Source organism: Streptomyces fuscichromogenes, from assembly GCF_014645815.1.
Classification (GTDB): domain Bacteria; phylum Actinomycetota; class Actinomycetes; order Streptomycetales; family Streptomycetaceae; genus Streptomyces; species Streptomyces fuscichromogenes.
The window spans coordinates 324,914-340,286 of record NZ_BMML01000002.1 but is presented as its reverse complement, the minus strand read 5'-3'; the positions used below and the strand labels follow the sequence as shown (position 1 = coordinate 340,286).

The 15,373-nt window shown below is 72.5% G+C and carries 11 protein-coding genes; all 11 read left to right on the top strand.

Translation table 11 applies throughout. The features are described 5' to 3' along the window. The first annotated feature begins 2 nt into the window (after positions 1-2). On the top strand, positions 3-944 hold the full coding sequence (locus IEZ11_RS05330; RefSeq protein WP_189261398.1) for a carbohydrate ABC transporter permease: 942 nt from the start codon (positions 3-5) through the stop codon (positions 942-944). A gap of 2 nt (positions 945-946) precedes the next feature. Beyond that, positions 947-1,840 (top strand): carbohydrate ABC transporter permease, encoded by an 894-nt coding sequence (locus tag IEZ11_RS05325; protein ID WP_189261397.1) that lies wholly within the window; start codon positions 947-949, stop codon positions 1,838-1,840. Positions 1,841-1,846: 6 nt separating this feature from the next. After that, a complete protein-coding gene (locus IEZ11_RS05320; protein WP_189261396.1) occupies positions 1,847-3,115 on the top strand; it encodes a 6-phospho-beta-glucosidase in 1,269 nt (422 codons plus the stop codon). After that, a complete protein-coding gene (locus tag IEZ11_RS05315; RefSeq protein WP_189261395.1) occupies positions 3,106-4,077 on the top strand; it encodes an N-acetylglucosamine kinase in 972 nt (323 codons plus the stop codon). The genes IEZ11_RS05320 and IEZ11_RS05315 overlap by 10 nt, the downstream gene beginning before the upstream one ends. Before the next feature lie 323 nt (positions 4,078-4,400). Beyond that, the gene (locus tag IEZ11_RS05310; protein ID WP_373294828.1) at positions 4,401-5,807 is read left to right on the top strand and encodes a GlnX family signal transduction membrane protein; all 1,407 of its coding nucleotides are present in this window, start codon (positions 4,401-4,403) and stop codon (positions 5,805-5,807) included. A gap of 14 nt (positions 5,808-5,821) precedes the next feature. Then, complete coding sequence (locus IEZ11_RS05305) at positions 5,822-6,862, top strand: glutamate ABC transporter substrate-binding protein (RefSeq protein ID WP_189261735.1); 1,041 nt, start codon at positions 5,822-5,824, stop codon at positions 6,860-6,862. A gap of 47 nt (positions 6,863-6,909) precedes the next feature. Next, on the top strand, positions 6,910-8,241 hold the full coding sequence (locus IEZ11_RS05300; protein WP_189261394.1) for a hypothetical protein: 1,332 nt from the start codon (positions 6,910-6,912) through the stop codon (positions 8,239-8,241). Beyond that, entirely contained in the window at positions 8,238-10,742 is a 2,505-nt protein-coding gene (locus tag IEZ11_RS05295) for a serine/threonine-protein kinase (protein WP_189261393.1), read from the top strand. Before IEZ11_RS05300 ends, IEZ11_RS05295 begins: the two co-directional genes overlap by 4 nt. A 3-nt stretch (positions 10,743-10,745) precedes the next feature. Next, entirely contained in the window at positions 10,746-12,119 is a 1,374-nt protein-coding gene (locus IEZ11_RS05290; protein ID WP_189261392.1) for a PP2C family protein-serine/threonine phosphatase, read from the top strand. A 141-nt stretch (positions 12,120-12,260) separates the two neighbouring features. Beyond that, the gene (locus IEZ11_RS05285; protein WP_189261391.1) at positions 12,261-13,601 is read left to right on the top strand and encodes a vWA domain-containing protein; all 1,341 of its coding nucleotides are present in this window, start codon (positions 12,261-12,263) and stop codon (positions 13,599-13,601) included. 68 nt (positions 13,602-13,669) lie between these two features. Next, entirely contained in the window at positions 13,670-15,346 is a 1,677-nt protein-coding gene (locus tag IEZ11_RS05280) for an FHA domain-containing protein (protein WP_189261390.1), read from the top strand. Positions 15,347-15,373 lie beyond the last annotated feature (27 nt).

Here is a 15,373-nt window from a genome sequence, read left to right as displayed (position 1 = left end):
CGATGAGCACCATCACGTTGGCGTCGAAGCGCCGCAGGTCGGCGCTGCGCACGATCGCTTTCATGTCGCCCTGGCTGATCGGTTTCGCGGTGTTCTTCGCGTACCCGCTGATCTCCACGGTCTATTTCTCCTTCATGCACTACGACGGCTTCAAACCGCCGACGTGGAGCGGCACGAAGAACTGGACGTACGTCTTCGAGCACTACCCCTACTTCTGGCCCGCGCTGCGCAACACCCTGTGGCTGGTCGTCGTGATGGTGTCGCTCCGGGTCGTCTTCGGGCTCGGCGTCGGCATGCTCATCACGAAGATCAAGACGGGTACGGGGGTCTTCCGCACCCTCTTCTACCTGCCCTACCTGGCACCCCCGGTCGCGGCGACCATGGCCTTCGCGTTCCTCCTCAACCCCGGTACCGGGCCGGTCAACTCCATCCTGGAGAAGGTCGGCATCCCGGCCCCGGGCTGGTTCAACGACCCCGCCTGGTCCAAGCCGGCCCTGACCCTGCTGGCCCTGTGGGGCGTCGGCGACCTGATGGTCATCTTCATGGCCGCGCTGCTCGACGTGCCGACCGAGCAGTACGAGGCGGCGGAGCTGGACGGCGCCTCCGCGTGGCAGCGCTTCCGGTTCGTGACGCTGCCGAACATCTCGCCGATCGTGATGTTCGCGGTCGTCACGGGTGTCATCCAGACGATGCAGTACTACACGCAGCCGCTGATCGCCGGAAAGGTCGCCTCGGGCGTGATCCAGGGCGCGGGGACGCAGTTCGAACCCGGCTATCCGGAGAAGTCGACGCTCACCCTCCCCCAGCTCGTCTACAACCTCGGCTTCCAGCGCTTCGACTACGGCTCCGCGTGTGTCGTCGCCCTCGTCCTCTTCGTCCTGTCCATGGCGTTCACCGCGATCCTGATGCGGCGCCGGGGCGGTCTCATCCAGGCAGGTGACTGACGATGACCCAAGTACTCGACCGGCCGGCACAGTTGCAGGCCCCGGTGTCGGAGGCCGAACGCACCGCCCGCCGCAAGGCGTTGCTGAACTGGGTGGCGGTGCACTCCCTCGGCGTCGCGGCCGCCCTGTTCTTCACCCTGCCCTTCGTGTTCGTGTTCCTGACCTCGCTGATGAGCGACAGCCAGGCACTGAGCCGGGACCTGATCCCGCACACCTGGGAGTGGGGCAACTACCGGAAGGTGTTCGACACCCCGGGCTTCCTGACCTGGTGGAAGAACACCCTGATCTACGCGGGACTCGGCACCGTCCTGACCGTCGTGTCCTCGCTCCCGGTGGCGTACGCGCTCGCCAAGTTCCGCTTCCGGGGCCGCAACCTGTCCCTGATGCTGGTGATCTCGATGATGATGCTGCCCCCGCAGGTCGTCATCATCCCGATGTACCTGTTCTGGGCGAAGCAGCTGGACCTCTCCGGCACGTTGTGGCCGCTGATCGTGCCGATGGCGTTCGGTGACGCGTTCTCCATCTTCCTGCTGCGCCAGTTCCTGATGACGATCCCGAACGAGTACCTGGACGCGGCGAAGGTGGACGGCTGCGGGGACCTGCGGACCCTGCTGCGGGTGGTGATCCCGATGGCCAAGCCGGGCATCGCCGCCGTCGCCCTCTTCCAGTTCTTCTACGCCTGGAACGACTACTTCGGCCCCCAGATCTACGCCTCGGAGAACCCGGGCGCCTGGACCCTCTCCTACGGCCTGGAGTCGTTCAAGGGCATGCACCACACCGACTGGAACCTGACCATGGCCGCGACCGTGCTCGTCATGGCCCCCGTGATCCTCGTCTTCTTCTTCGCCCAGAAGGCGTTCGTCGAGGGCGTCACGCTCACCGGAGTGAAGGGTTAACCAAGCATGAAACTCACCGTGGTCGGCGGAGGCTCGACCTACACCCCCGAACTCATCGACGGCTTCGCTCGCCTGCGCGACACCCTGCCCATCGAGGAACTCGTCCTGGTCGACCCGGCCGCCGAACGCCTGGAACTGGTGGGCGGACTGGCCCGCCGGATCTTCGCCCGGCAGGGTCACGGCGGCCGGATCGTCACCACCTCCGACCTGGACGCGGGCGTCGAGGGCGCCGACGCGGTGCTGCTCCAGCTGCGCGTCGGCGGCCAGGCGGCCCGGCAGCAGGACGAGACCTGGCCGCTGGAGTGCGGCTGCATCGGCCAGGAGACCACCGGCGCCGGCGGCCTCGCCAAGGCGCTGCGCACCGTGCCCGTCGTCCTGGACATCGCCGAACGCGTCCGCCGCGCCAACCCGAACGCCTGGATCATCGACTTCACCAACCCGGTGGGGATCGTGACCCGCGCGCTGCTGCAGGCCGGCCACAAGGCGGTCGGGCTGTGCAACGTGGCGATCGGCTTCCAGCGCAAGTTCGCGAACCTGCTGGGTGTCACGCCGTCCGAGATCCACCTGGACCACCTCGGCCTCAACCACCTCACCTGGGAGACGGCGGTCCGCCTCGGCGGCCCGGAGGGCGAGAACGTCCTGCCCAAGCTGCTCGGCGAGCACGGCGACACGATCGCCGCCGACCTGAAGCTGCCCCCGGCGCTCCTCGACCGCCTGGGCGGTGTCGTCCCGTCCTACTACCTGCGCTACTACTACGCGCACGACGAGGTGGTGCGCGAGCTGGGCACCAAGCCGTCCCGGGCCGCCGAGGTGGCCGCCATGGAGAAGCAGTTGCTGGAGATGTACGGCGACCCGGCCCTGGACGAGAAGCCGGAGCTGCTCGCCAAGCGGGGCGGCGCCTACTACTCGGAGGCGGCGGTCGACCTGGCCGCCGCGCTGCTGGGCGGCGGCGGTAACCCCTACCAGGTGGTGAACACGTACAACGGCGGCACGCTCCCCTTCCTCCCCGACGACGCGGTGATCGAGGTCCAGGCCGCGGTGGGCGCGCACGGCCCGGTGCCGATGCCCCTCCCGGACGTCGACCCGCTGTTCGCCGGGCTCGTGGCGAACGTGACGGCGTACGAGGAGCTGGCTCTGGAGGCAGCCCTGCGCGGCGGCCGTGACCGGGTCTTCCGGGCGCTGCTCGCCCACCCCCTGGTCGGCCAGTACGAGTACGCCGACGCCCTGACCGACCGACTGATCGCGCACAACCGGGAGCACCTCGCGTGGGCCTGACCGCAAGTGTCCTCGCCATCGACGCGGGCAACAGCAAGACCGACGTCGCGGTGGTGGCGGCGGACGGCGAAGTCCTCGCCACGGCCCGTGCGGGCGGCTTCCGGCCGCCGGTGGTGGGCGTGGAGCAGGCCGTGGACGAGGTGGCCACGGCGGTCGCCGAGGCGTACGGCGCCGCCGGGGTCACCTCGGTCGCGCACGTCTCCGCCTGCCTGGCCAACGCCGACTTCCCCTTCGAGGAGGAGCAGTTGGCCGCCGCGCTGGCCACGCGCGCGTGGGGGGCGACGGTGGCGGTCCGCAACGACACCTTCGCGATCTTCCGGGCCGGTGTCACCGAGCCGCGCGGGGTCGCCGTCGTGTGCGGCGCCGGCATCAACTGCGTCGGTATGCGCCCCGACGGCCGTACCGCCCGCTTCCCCGCCCTCGGCCGTGTCTCCGGCGACTGGGGCGGCGGCTGGGGGCTGGCGGAGGAGGCCATGTGGCACGCGGCCCGCGCGGAGGACGGCCGCGGGGAGCACACGGCGCTGGCCCGTACGCTCCCGGCGTACTTCGGGTACGGCAGCATGCTCGCGCTGATCGAGGCCCTGCACCGGGAGGAGGTCGAGCCCGTCCGCCGGCACGAGCTGACGCCGGTGCTGTTCGCGACGGCGGCCGACGGCGACCCGGTGGCCCGGTCGGTCGTGGACCGGCTGGCGCAGGAGGTGGTGGCCATGGCCGTGGTCGCGCTGACCCGTCTGGACCTGCTGGACGAGGAGACGCCGGTGCTGCTGGGGGGCGGGGTGCTGGCGGGCGGACACCCGCAACTGGACGACGGCGTGCGGGAGCTGCTGGCCGCGCGGGCGCCGAAGGCGGTACCGAGGGTGGTGGCGGCGCGGCCGGTACTGGGCGCTGCGCTGCTGGGGCTGGATGCGGTGGGGGCGGGGGTGGAGGTGCGGGAGAGGGTGCGCGCCTATTTCGAGGGGTGACCCGGGGTAGGGGCGGGGGGTGGGGACGCTTACCGGCGCTTGCAGGGTGCCGCCTGCGCCCACCCGTGCCGCCCCTGGCGGCACGCCTGCCCGCAGCTAGGTCTTTGTCTTTCAGGGGCGCGGGGAACTGCGCTACCAGCCCCCACCGGCCCGCGCCCCCGAAACGCTCCGTCACCACCCCTCCGGAACCGAACCGTTGCCCCCGGCGTATTCATGGGCAGGGGTTCCGCTGCGATCCGATCAAGATCCAGTGAAGGCCGGTGCCGAATGTCAGTCCGGGCGGCGATACTGGGCGGCGACCGGATGACCATGGGGGAGGTCACGTGACACACCCGCCGACGAAGAGCGCGGCACCGCCAGGAGCGGGCACCGCCCTGCCCGCGCAGCGGACCCGGCCCGGCGCCCCCACGCCTTCTCGCCGCACCGCGTTCGCCGAGGGTGTCGAGCAGCTGCGCGCCGCCGCCACCACCGAGCCCGGCCGGCTCCGCGTCATCGGCGCCGTCCTGGCCGTGCTGATCGTCGCCTTCGGTGCCGTCACCGCCTGGCAGATGACCGACCGCGCGGCCGCCGCGGACGACGTGCTGCACCGCAGCCAGCCGCTCAGTTCCAGCGCGGCCGACATCTACCGTTCGCTGGCGGACGCCAACACCACCGCCTCCAGCGGCTTCCTGGCGGGCGGTCAGGAGACGGCCGCCTCGCGGCAGCGGTACGAGTCGGACATCTCCACCGCCGCCGCCAAGCTGGTCACCGCCGCCGCCAACTCCGAGCCCGGCTCGCCCGCCGAGGCGGCGGTGGCGAAGCTGAACAAGCTGCTGCCGGAGTACAAGGGGCTGGTGGAGCGGGCCCGCGTGTACAACCGGCAGGGCTACCCGGTCGGCGGCGCCTACCTGCGGTACGCGAACGAGAAGATGCAGCAGGAGATGCTCCCGGCGGCGGAGGACCTGTACACCAAGGAGAACGCGCGCCTCACCTCCGACTACTCGGACGCGACGCCGTACCCGTGGGCGGCGATCGCCCTCGGCCTCCTCGCGCTCGTCGCGCTCGCCTGGGCCCAGCTGCGCCACTACCGCCGGACCAACCGCCTGCTGAACCAGGGCCTGGTCGCGGCCTCGGCGGCCACCGTCGTGACGCTGCTGTGGCTGGTCGTCGGCCACACCGTCGCCCGCGCCGGCCTGGACGACTCCTACGACCACGGCGTCCGCTCGCTGACCGTGCTGCACGACGCCCGGATCGCCTCCCTGAAGGCGCGCGGGAACGAGAACCTGAGCCTGGTGGCGCGCGGCGCCGAGACGGTCACGGTCGACGGGCAGACGTACGACGCGTACTACTACGACTTCGACAAGGACATGACCGCGCTCGGCAAGGGCCTCACGGAGGCCGCCGCGCTCGCGAACGACACGGCGGGCAGCAAGCCCGTGGCGGCCGCCGAGGGGAACATGAAGGTGTGGAAGGAGCGGCACGCCGCCGCCCGCACCGAGGACGAGAACGGCGACTACCAGGCGGCGCTGGACAAGGTGATAGGCACGAAGGACGCGACCGGCGAGTGCTTCGACAGTGTCGACGCGAATCTGAAGACCGCGCTCGCCCACGAAGAGGCCGAGTTCCAGGCACAGGCCACCGACGGCCGGGACGCGATGTCCGGGCTGCCGATCGGTGCCGCCATGCTGGGGGTCGCGGCCGCGGCGGGCGCGCTGTCCGGCATCGGCCGCAGGCTTTCGGAGTACCGGTGAGAGGGGGCGTGGCGATGTTCGTACGGCGGATGAGGGCCTCCCTGCGGGGCTGGGGCGGAGTGGGCGCGATGGCGGTCGGCTGCGCCCTGGCGCTGGCGTTCGTCCTGCTGCTGCCGCTCACCCAGTCGCGTGGTGAGGGCGGTCAGGGCGAGGGGCTCGGCGGTCCGGGGCTGGCGACCGGCAGTCCGGCGAAGGCCGACGACTGCACCGACTCCCGGGCGCAGGACGAGACCTGGTCGCCGTCGGGTGCGGACGGGTCCACCATCGACGCCATCAAGGCCCGTACCGGCGCCAAACGGAAGCTGATCGTCGGTGTCGACCAGAACAGCTACCGCTGGGGCTACCGCAACCCGAACACCTCGGACGCGGAGCTGGAGGGCTTCGACATCGACCTGGTGCACCGGATAGCCCAGGACATCCTCGGCGACCCGGACGCGGTGCAGTTCAAGGCGATTCCGACGAGCCAGCGGATACCGGCGATCCAGGACGGCCGCGTCGACATGGTCGTGCGCACGATGACCATCAACTGCGACCGGCTGAAGGACGTCGCGTTCTCCGCGCCCTACTTCAAGACCGGGCAGCAGGTCCTCGCCCCCAAGTCGTCGTCGATCACGGGTTACAACGGCACGCTGGCGCACAAGAAGATCTGCACGGCGGCCGGTTCGACGGCGTACGCCAAGCTGGACGCCGACCGGAAGTCCGGGAAGCTGGTCGCCTCGGCGGACATCTCCACCACCGTCCCCAACCAACTCGACTGCCTGGTGCGGCTGCAGCTCGGCGAGGTCGACGCGGTGGTCACCGACGGCGCGCTGGCCGCCAGCCAGGCCGCCCAGGACCCGACGGTCGAACTGAAGGGCGCCGCGTTCACCACCGAGTACTACGGCGTGGCGATGAAGAAGGGTGCGACCGATCTGGTACGCCGGGTCAACCAGATCCTGGTGGAGTACCGGGCGGACGGCTGGCAGGCGTCGTACGACAAGTGGCTGTCGGCGACACTGGGAGCGGACTCGGGGGCGTCGAAACCGCCCGCGCCGCAGTACCTGCGCACAAGCTGACCCGCATCCGCGAGGCCCAGCCCCGACGAGCGAGCGAGAGGTGATCGATGGGCGTCACGGACCCCGCCGGGCCGGTGATGGACCGGGACGAGGTGGACCGTGCGCTGGCGCGGCTCGGCGCGGAGCACGAGGCGATCGAGACCTCGCTGCTCGCCCTTCAGGACCACGCGGGCCGCAGGCTCCTGGAAGGCGCCGAGCTGACCGGGACGACCCGGGAGCGGTGGGCTGCCGCCGATGCGTCGATCACCCTGCTGTGGGCCTACTTCGACGCCTACACGGACGCGCTGCGCGCCGCCCGGGAGATCAGGGCCCGGCGCCGCTGGTCCAGCCGTGAGGACCTGGTGGAGCTGACCGAGCTGCTGCGCGGCGAGGCCGTGACGGTGGCGGGCAGCGCGACCGCCACGGCGAACGCGCCGACCCTGCTGTCGGCGGCCGGCCGGCTCAGTGAGCGGTTCTCGCTGGCGGCCCTGGTCGACCGGATGAACGAGCTGTACGCGACCTCGCTGGACATGGTCGTCACCGCCGACGCGGTGTGGTCGGCGCTGCCCGCGCGGATCGATTTACTCGCCGCGGAGCTGCAGCGCACCCGCAAACTGGCGCACTCCGTCGGGGTGCGCCCCGGCGAGCACCCGGCGGGCGACGACCTGGAGCGGATCACCCGGATACTGACGAGGCTGCGCGAGGACGTGGTGTCGGACCCGCTGACCTTCTGGGTGCCCACCCAGGGGAGTTCGGCACCGGGCGGCGGCCGTCCCGACACCACGGTGTACGACCGGGAGGCGCGGGCGCTGGAGGAGGTACGGCGGGAGATCGACGCCGTGCTGACGGTACGGCAGGACGCCGAGGCCCGGCTGATCAGGCTGCGGGACGTGCTGTCCCGCGCGGACCGCACCCTCGCCGAGGCGCGTACCGCGCGCGGTGAGGTGCTGGCGAAGATCGCGGCGACCGAGGTGCCGGTGGTCAGCGGGCCGCCGACCGCGTTGCAGGAGCAGCTGTCGGCGGCCGCCGAGTATCGCAGACAGGCCCAGTGGCACCGTCTGTCGCCGCTCCTGGAGTCCCTGGAGCAGAAGGCGGAGGACGAACTGCTGCGCGCCCGTGAGTCGTTGACGGCGGTCACCGCGCCGCTCGCGGTGCGCGCGGAGCTGCGCGGCCGGCTGGACGCGTACAAGGCGAAGGTGGCCCGGCACGGGCTGGCGGAGGACAGGTTCCTGACCGAGCGCTATGACGCGGCCCGGCGGATGCTGTGGAGCGCGCCCTGCGATCTCAGGGTCGCGGAGCAGGCGGTGCTGCGCTACCAGCAGGCGGCCGCCGAGGCACTGGGGGCGCCGCGGGTGCCGCAGCAGGGCGGGCCCGAGGACCGGAGGGGAGAGCAGTCGTGAGTCAGGCGGGAGAGGCCTGCCAGCGGCCGGGCTGTGAGGGCTCCTACGAGGACGTGGGCGGCGGTGAGCTGTACTGCGACACCTGCGGTCTGGCACCGGTCGTCTCGGCGAGCGGGATGGTCGAGTCGCCGGCCACCGGGCTGACGGCAGGCGGCAAGGGCTCGACGGGCAGCGGGAGTTCGCGTTCCAGCGGCCGTAGTTCGCGTACCTCGTCGCAGTCGTCGAAGTCGCGGCGCTCGGTCTCCGGGCGGCTGTCGCGGTCCGTGTCGGGCACGTCGACGGGCCGTTCGGTGTCGGTGCGCAGCTCCGGTTCGTCGACGAGTGCGTCCGGGCGCAGCAGGCTGGGCGCGGGCCTGGTGACGGTGCCTCAGGTGCCGAAGCCGGATCCGCGCGAGATGGTCCTGGAGAACCCCGAGGTCCCGGAGCGCAAGCGGTTCTGCTCGCGGTCGGACTGCGGGGCGCCGGTGGGCCGGGGCCGCGGTGACCGGCCGGGGCGGACCGAGGGGTTCTGCACCAAGTGCGGCAACCCGTACTCGTTCGTGCCCAAGCTCAAGGGCGGCGACGTGGTGCACGGCCAGTACGAGGTCGTGGGCTGCATCGCGCACGGCGGCCTGGGCTGGATCTACCTCGCGGTGGACCGGGCCGTGTCGGACCGCTGGGTGGTCCTCAAGGGCCTCCTGGACACCGGCGACCAGGACGCGATGGCCGCGGCGATCTCCGAGCGGCGGTTCCTCGCGGAGATCGAGCACGCCAACATCGTGCGGATCTACAACTTCGTCGAGCACCTCGACCAGCGCACCGGCTCCCTCGACGGCTACATCGTCATGGAGTACGTCGGCGGCAAGTCCCTGAAGGAGATCGCCAACGACCGGCGTACCCCGGAGGGCCGCCGCGACCCGCTGCCGGTGGAGCAGGCCTGCGCGTACGGCATCGAGGCTCTGGAGGCCCTCGGCCACCTGCACAGCCGCAACCTGCTGTACTGCGACTTCAAGGTCGACAACGCCATCCAGACCGAGGACCAGCTCAAGCTGATCGACATGGGCGCGGTGCGCCGGATGGACGACGAGGAGTCGGCCATCTACGGCACGGTCGGCTACCAGGCGCCCGAGGTCGCCGAGGTCGGCCCGTCCGTCGCCTCCGACCTGTACACGGTCGGCCGTACCCTGGCCGTCCTCACCTTCGACTTCCAGGGCTACACGACCGTCTTCGTGGACTCGCTGCCCGACCCGGACACCATCGAGGTCTTCCGGCAGTACGAGTCCTTCTACCGGCTGCTGGTGCGGGCCACCGACCCCGACCCGGCCCGCCGGTTCGCCTCCGCGCAGGAGATGGCCGAGCAGCTGACCGGTGTGCTGCGCGAGGTCGTGTCGGTGCAGTCCGGCACGGCGCGGCCCGCGCTGTCGACGCTGTTCGGGCCCGAGGTGAAGGTGACCGACACCGAGCTGTTCCCGAAGCTGACCGGGGACGTGTCCCGGCTGGGCGGGCGGACGGTGGCGTCCAGGACGCTCGCGCTGGACCCGGCCGCGGCGGCTCCGGCCCCGGCCGACCCGACGCTGGTCAGGCCCGTCCCCACCGCGGCCGCCGCGCTCGCGCTGCCGGTCCCGCTGGTCGACCAGAACGACCCGAACGCGGGTTTCCTGGCGGGTCTGTCGACCTCGCTGGTGGGCGAGGTCAGCCTGCTCGGCGCGCTGGCCGCGGTCCCGACGCGGTCGGTGGAGACCGAGCTGCGGCAGATCCGCGCACGGCTGGAGAGCGGCGACTCCGAGACCGCGCTGGCGGGCCTCGGCCGGCTGGAGGACGAACAGCCCGACGACTGGCGGGTGGTCTGGTACCGGGGCGTGGCCGCCCTGGTCACCGGCGACTTCGAGGGCGCCGCGCTGTCCTTCGACGCGATCTACGACGCCTTCCCGGGCGAGAACGCGCCCAAGCTGGCGCTCGGTCTGTGCGCGGAGGTGCTCGGCCAGCTGGACAACGCGGCCGAGTACTACCGGCTGGTGTGGGCGACCGACCCGGGCTTCGTCAGCTCCGCGTTCGGTCTGGCCCGGGTGCAGCTGGCGGCCGGGGACCGGCGCGCCGCCGTACGGACGCTGGAGTCGGTGCCGGAGGCCTCCATCCACTACACGGCGGCCCGGGTGGCGGCCGTACGGGCGCGGCTGCGGCACCGGACCGCGGCGGCCGGCGACACACCGTTCCTGGACGATCTGACGGCCGCCGCCGGGCAGATCGAGGCGCTGGACGCCTACGGTCTGGATCCGGCCCGGCGCGAGCAGTTGTCGGCGGAAGTCCTCGGCTGCGCGCTGGACTGGATACTCTCCGGGGGCCAGGAGTCCCAGCCCGCCGTCGGCGGCCGGGTGCTGCTCGGCAGCGGTCTGGACGAGCGGGGTCTCCGCTTCGGACTGGAACGCTCGTACCGCACGCTGGCCAGACTGGCGACCGGCGGTGAGGAGAGGATCGACCTGGTGGAACGGGCCAACCGTTACCGCCCCCGGACGTGGGTGTAGTTGATGTCGCAGATGCCCCAGCAGGCCGCACCGGCGAAGTGCCCGAGCTGCGCGGAGCCGCTCGAATCGGGTGACCTGTTCTGCGGTGCGTGCGGGTACGACCTGTCGGCCGTGCCCGCCGCGCCGCCCGACCACCCGACCCTCACCATGGGCGCCGCCGATGTGGGATCCTCGGGCGTGGACTGGCCCCCGCCCGAGCCGGAGAGCTCCCATACGCCCGCGGCACCGCATCTGCCGACCGACCTGCCCGGTACGGACTCGGGCGGCACGTCGCTGCCGGCGGCACCGCCCGCGCACGGCTCCCCGGCACCGCACGGCTCCCCTGCGTCACCGGCGCCGCACGGCTCCCCGGTGTCGCCGGCCTCCGGGGTGCGGTTCGACCGGCCGCCGGAGCCGGACGAGTACCCGCTGCAGGCGCCGGACCCGCGAGTGGCGGCCTCCGCCGCCGAGACCACCGAGCTGCCGAAGGTGTGCGTGGCCTGCCGCGCGGGCCGGGTCGACGACGACGGCTACTGCGAGAACTGCGGGCACGCCCAGCCCCGCGAACGCGACCACATGGAGCAGGAGTCGGGCCCGGTGGCCGCCGTCAGCGACCGCGGGCTGCGCCACCACCGCAACGAGGACTCGTTCGCCGTCGGCCACACCACGCTGCCCGACGGCACCGCGGCCTCGATGGCGGTCGTCTGTGACGGCGTCTCCTCGGCGACCCGTCCCGACGAGGCCTCCATGGCCGCCTCCCGGGCCGCGATCGAGGCGCTGCTGGCCGCGCTGCCGCAGGGCACCCACCCGCAGCAGGCGCTGCACGACGCGATCGTCGCCGCCTCCCAGGCCGTCAACGCCCTGGCGGAGGAGCCCCCTTCGGCCCGTGAGCACACCCCGCACCAGAACGCCCCGGCGTGCACGATCGTCGGTTCGATCGTGGCCTCGGGCCTGCTGGTGGTCGGCTGGGTGGGCGACAGCCGCGTCTACTGGGTGCCGGTGGACCGGGGCGCACCGGCGGCCCGGCTCACCGAGGACGACTCCTGGGCGGCGCAGATGGTCGCCGCCGGCCTGATGAGCGAGGCGGAGGCGTACGCCGACGAGCGCGCCCACGCGATCACCGGCTGGCTGGGCGCGGACGCCTACGAGCTGGAGGCGCACACCGCGTCCTTCAAGCCGGACCGGTCCGGTGTGGTGGTGGTGTGCACCGACGGTCTGTGGAACTACGCGGAGACGGCCGAGGAGATGTCCGAGATCGTCCCCGCCGACGCGGACCGGCGGCCGCTGCACGCGGCCCGGGTGCTGGTCGGCCACGCCCTGGACGGCGGGGGCCACGACAACGTAACAGTGGCGCTGCTGCCGTTCCCGGAACCGCCGCAGGGGGCAGGATCCGCCTGAGGCCACCGCAAAACGGCCGCAAACGGGGAAGAGACGTAAGGGAAGCGTCCTACGGGGCAGCACCCGCGGACCGGAGGGGACCGGTCCGCACACTGTCAGCAGCACCCACCACGCGTGGGGTGGAGGGGGACCAGAGCAGTCATGGCCAATTTCTCGAAGTCGAACGTGCCGCAGTTCTCGGTGGACGTGTACCAGAACGAGTACCTGCCGCAGGACGGCCGCGAGGTCAACGCGATCGTCACGGTGACGGCGACCGGCGGGGGCACCGTCGGAGCCGCGGTCGGGACGTCGTACGCCCCCGGGCAGGGACCCTCCGCCGGGGTGGCGATCATGGTCGACTGCTCGGGTTCGATGGACTACCCGCCCACCAAGATGCGCAACGCCCGGGACGCCACCGCGGCCGCGATCGACACCCTGCGCGACGGCACCCACTTCGCGGTGATCGGCGGCACGCACGTCGCCAAGGAGGTCTACCCGGGCGGCGGCCGGCTCGCGGTGGCCGACCGCGCCACCCGGGAGCAGGCCAAGCAGGCGCTGCGCAGACTGAGCGCGGGCGGCGGCACGGCGATCGGCACCTGGCTCCGGCTCGCCGACCGTCTCCTCGGCTCCGCGGACGTCACCATCCGGCACGGCATCCTGCTCACCGACGGCCGCAACGAGCACGAGGCGCCGGAGGACCTGAAGGCCGCCCTGGACTCCTGCGCCGGACGGTTCACCTGTGACGCGCGTGGTGTGGGCACCGACTGGGAAGTGAAAGAAGTCACAGGGATCGCCTCCGCGCTTCTCGGCACCGCCGACATAGTCGCCGACCCCACCGGTCTGGCCGCCGACTTCACGCAGATGATGGAGACGGCGATGGGCAAGGAGGTCGCGGACGTCGCGCTGCGGCTGTGGACACCGGTCGGCACGACGATCAAGTTCGTCAAGCAAGTGGCCCCCACGGTCCAGCAGTTGACCGACCGCCGCACCGAGGCCGGACCGCGGGCCGGGGACTATCCCACCGGCTCCTGGGGCGACGAGTCCCGCGACTACCACGTCTGCGTGGAGGTCCCCTCGGCCGGCCTCGGACAGGAAATGCTCGCCGCACGCGTGTCGTTGGTCGTCCCGCAGCCCGACGGCAGCGTCCAGAACCTGGGCGCACAGGGCCTGGTCAGAGCGGTGTGGACGGACGACATGGTCGCCTCCACCTCCATCAACCCCCAAGTCGCCCACTACACAGGTCAGGCCGAACTGGCGCAAGCCATCCAACAAGGCCTGAATCTACGCAAAGCGGGCGATATGGATGGGGCAACGGCCAAACTGGGTCGGGCCGTTCAGTTGGCAAGCGCTTCCGGGAACGCGGATACTGCGAAACTGCTTGCGAAGGTGGTGGACGTGGTCGATGCCACGGCAGGTACTGTGCGACTGAAGGCGAAGGTCGAGGAGGCCGACGAGATGACTCTCGAAACACGGTCCACAAAGACTGTTCGTGTAAAGAAGTGACCTGACGGTTCACACGCAGGACCACCCAGACAGGCTCAGGACGAACCTGACAGAGAGGGAAGCCCGCCATGCCGACCTGCCCGAACGGACACCAGTCGGGTTCCGACGACTGGTGCGAGGTGTGCGGTCACCGCATGGCCGGTGCCGTACCTCCGCCGCCCCCGCCGACCGCCGGCGGCGGCTACGGCTTCCCGCCGCCCGCGCCCGGCGCCCAGTCCGGTGGTCCGATGGGCGGTCCGATGGGCGGCGGCCGCCACCTGTCCTCCGTGCCGAACGCGCACGAGCCGGAGCTGTGCCCGCAGTGCCGTACGCCCCGTGAGGGCGGTGCGCCGTTCTGCGAGGAGTGCCGCTGGAACTTCCTGACCAACACGGCCACCTCGTACACCCCGGCCGCCCCGCGGCCGCCTGCGGGCGGTCCGGGTGGTCCGGCGGGCGGTCCGGGTGGTCCGGGCGGTCCGGGGGCGCCCACCTTCCGGCCGCCGGCCCCGCCGACGTTCGGCGGCGGCGACTCGTACGAGTACCAGGGCTCGCGCCCCTCGCAGATGAACCGGCCGGCCGAGCCGATCCCGTCCTTCGGCAGCGAGCCCTCGGGCCCGACGCCGTTCGCGGGCGAGCGCGGCGGCGGCCCGTCGCCGTACGGCAACGACCCGTCGGCGTTCGGCGGCGACCGCGGCCAGTCGGGTCCGCCCGCCTTCGGCGGCGGTGACCGCGGCCAGGCCTCTCCCCCGCCCTTCGGCGGCGAGCGCGGCCCCTCCGCGCCGCCTCCGCAGTTCGGCGGCGGCGAGCGCGGTCAGTCGGGTCCCCCCGCCTTCGGCGGCGGTGACCGCGGCCAGTCCGGTCCGCCCGCCTTCGGCGGCGGTGACCGCGGCCAGGCCTCTCCCTCGCCCTTCGGCGGCGAGCGCGGCCCCTCCGCGCCGCCTCCGCAGTTCGGCGGCGCCCCGGGCCAGAACGCCGGTGGTCCGCCGTCCGCGTTCGGTGCCCCGCCCCAGGCCGGCCAGGCCTCCGGCCCCTTCACCCGCGATCCCTCCGGCGGCCCCGGCGCCGGGCCCTTCGGCGGCCAGGACCCGTCCCGGCCGCCGGTCCCGCCGCCGCCCGGCGGCCCCGGTGCGCCCGGAGCCTTCCAGCAGTCGGCCCCGCCCGCACCGCCCGGCTTCCCGCAGGAGACCAGGCCGCCGGCCGGCGGCCCGTCCTTCGGCGGCGCCGACGACGACTGGGTGATCTCCCCGCCGGGGCCTGGCGGCCCCGGTGCGCCCGGCCGTCCGGGCGGCTACGGCTACCCGCAGCCCGGCGCCACGCAGGTCCCGCCCGCGCCCGCCTTCCCGCAGGCCCCGCAAGGCCCGGCGACCTGGACGGCGACGATCGGCCCGGACCGTGAGTACTTCATGGCGATGATGCAGCGCTCGGGCCCGGAGGCGGCCGGCCTCAACCTGCCCGCGTACTCCCCGGAGCAGCAGCGCACGCTCACCGGCAACCAGGTCACCATCGGCCGCCGCCGGCACTCCACCGGCGACACCCCCGACGTCGACCTGTCGGTGCCGCCGGAGGACCCGGGCGTCTCGCACCAGCACGCGGTCCTGGTCCAGCAGCCGGACGGCAGCTGGGCGGTCGTCGACCAGAACTCGACGAACGGCACCACGGTGAACGGCGGCGAGGAGCCGATCCAGCCGTTCGTCCCGGTACCGCTGCAGGACGGGGACCGGGTGCACGTGGGAGCTTGGACAACGATCACTGTCCGACGAGGCTGAGCGGTAGCGCGCCCCTCAGGGGCGCGG

What these genes read in the sequence shown, in the direction of transcription:
- IEZ11_RS05330 (WP_189261398.1), top strand. Translation starts at nt 3, where the DNA reads ATGAGCACCATCACGTTGGCGTCGAAGCGCCGCAGGTCGGCGCTGCGC.
- IEZ11_RS05325 (WP_189261397.1), top strand. Translation starts at nt 947, where the DNA reads ATGACCCAAGTACTCGACCGGCCGGCACAGTTGCAGGCCCCGGTGTCG.
- IEZ11_RS05320 (WP_189261396.1), top strand. Translation starts at nt 1,847, where the DNA reads ATGAAACTCACCGTGGTCGGCGGAGGCTCGACCTACACCCCCGAACTC.
- IEZ11_RS05305 (WP_189261735.1), top strand. Translation starts at nt 5,822, where the DNA reads ATGTTCGTACGGCGGATGAGGGCCTCCCTGCGGGGCTGGGGCGGAGTG.
- IEZ11_RS05300 (WP_189261394.1), top strand. Translation starts at nt 6,910, where the DNA reads ATGGGCGTCACGGACCCCGCCGGGCCGGTGATGGACCGGGACGAGGTG.
- IEZ11_RS05290 (WP_189261392.1), top strand. Translation starts at nt 10,746, where the DNA reads ATGTCGCAGATGCCCCAGCAGGCCGCACCGGCGAAGTGCCCGAGCTGC.
- IEZ11_RS05285 (WP_189261391.1), top strand. Translation starts at nt 12,261, where the DNA reads ATGGCCAATTTCTCGAAGTCGAACGTGCCGCAGTTCTCGGTGGACGTG.
- IEZ11_RS05280 (WP_189261390.1), top strand. Translation starts at nt 13,670, where the DNA reads ATGCCGACCTGCCCGAACGGACACCAGTCGGGTTCCGACGACTGGTGC.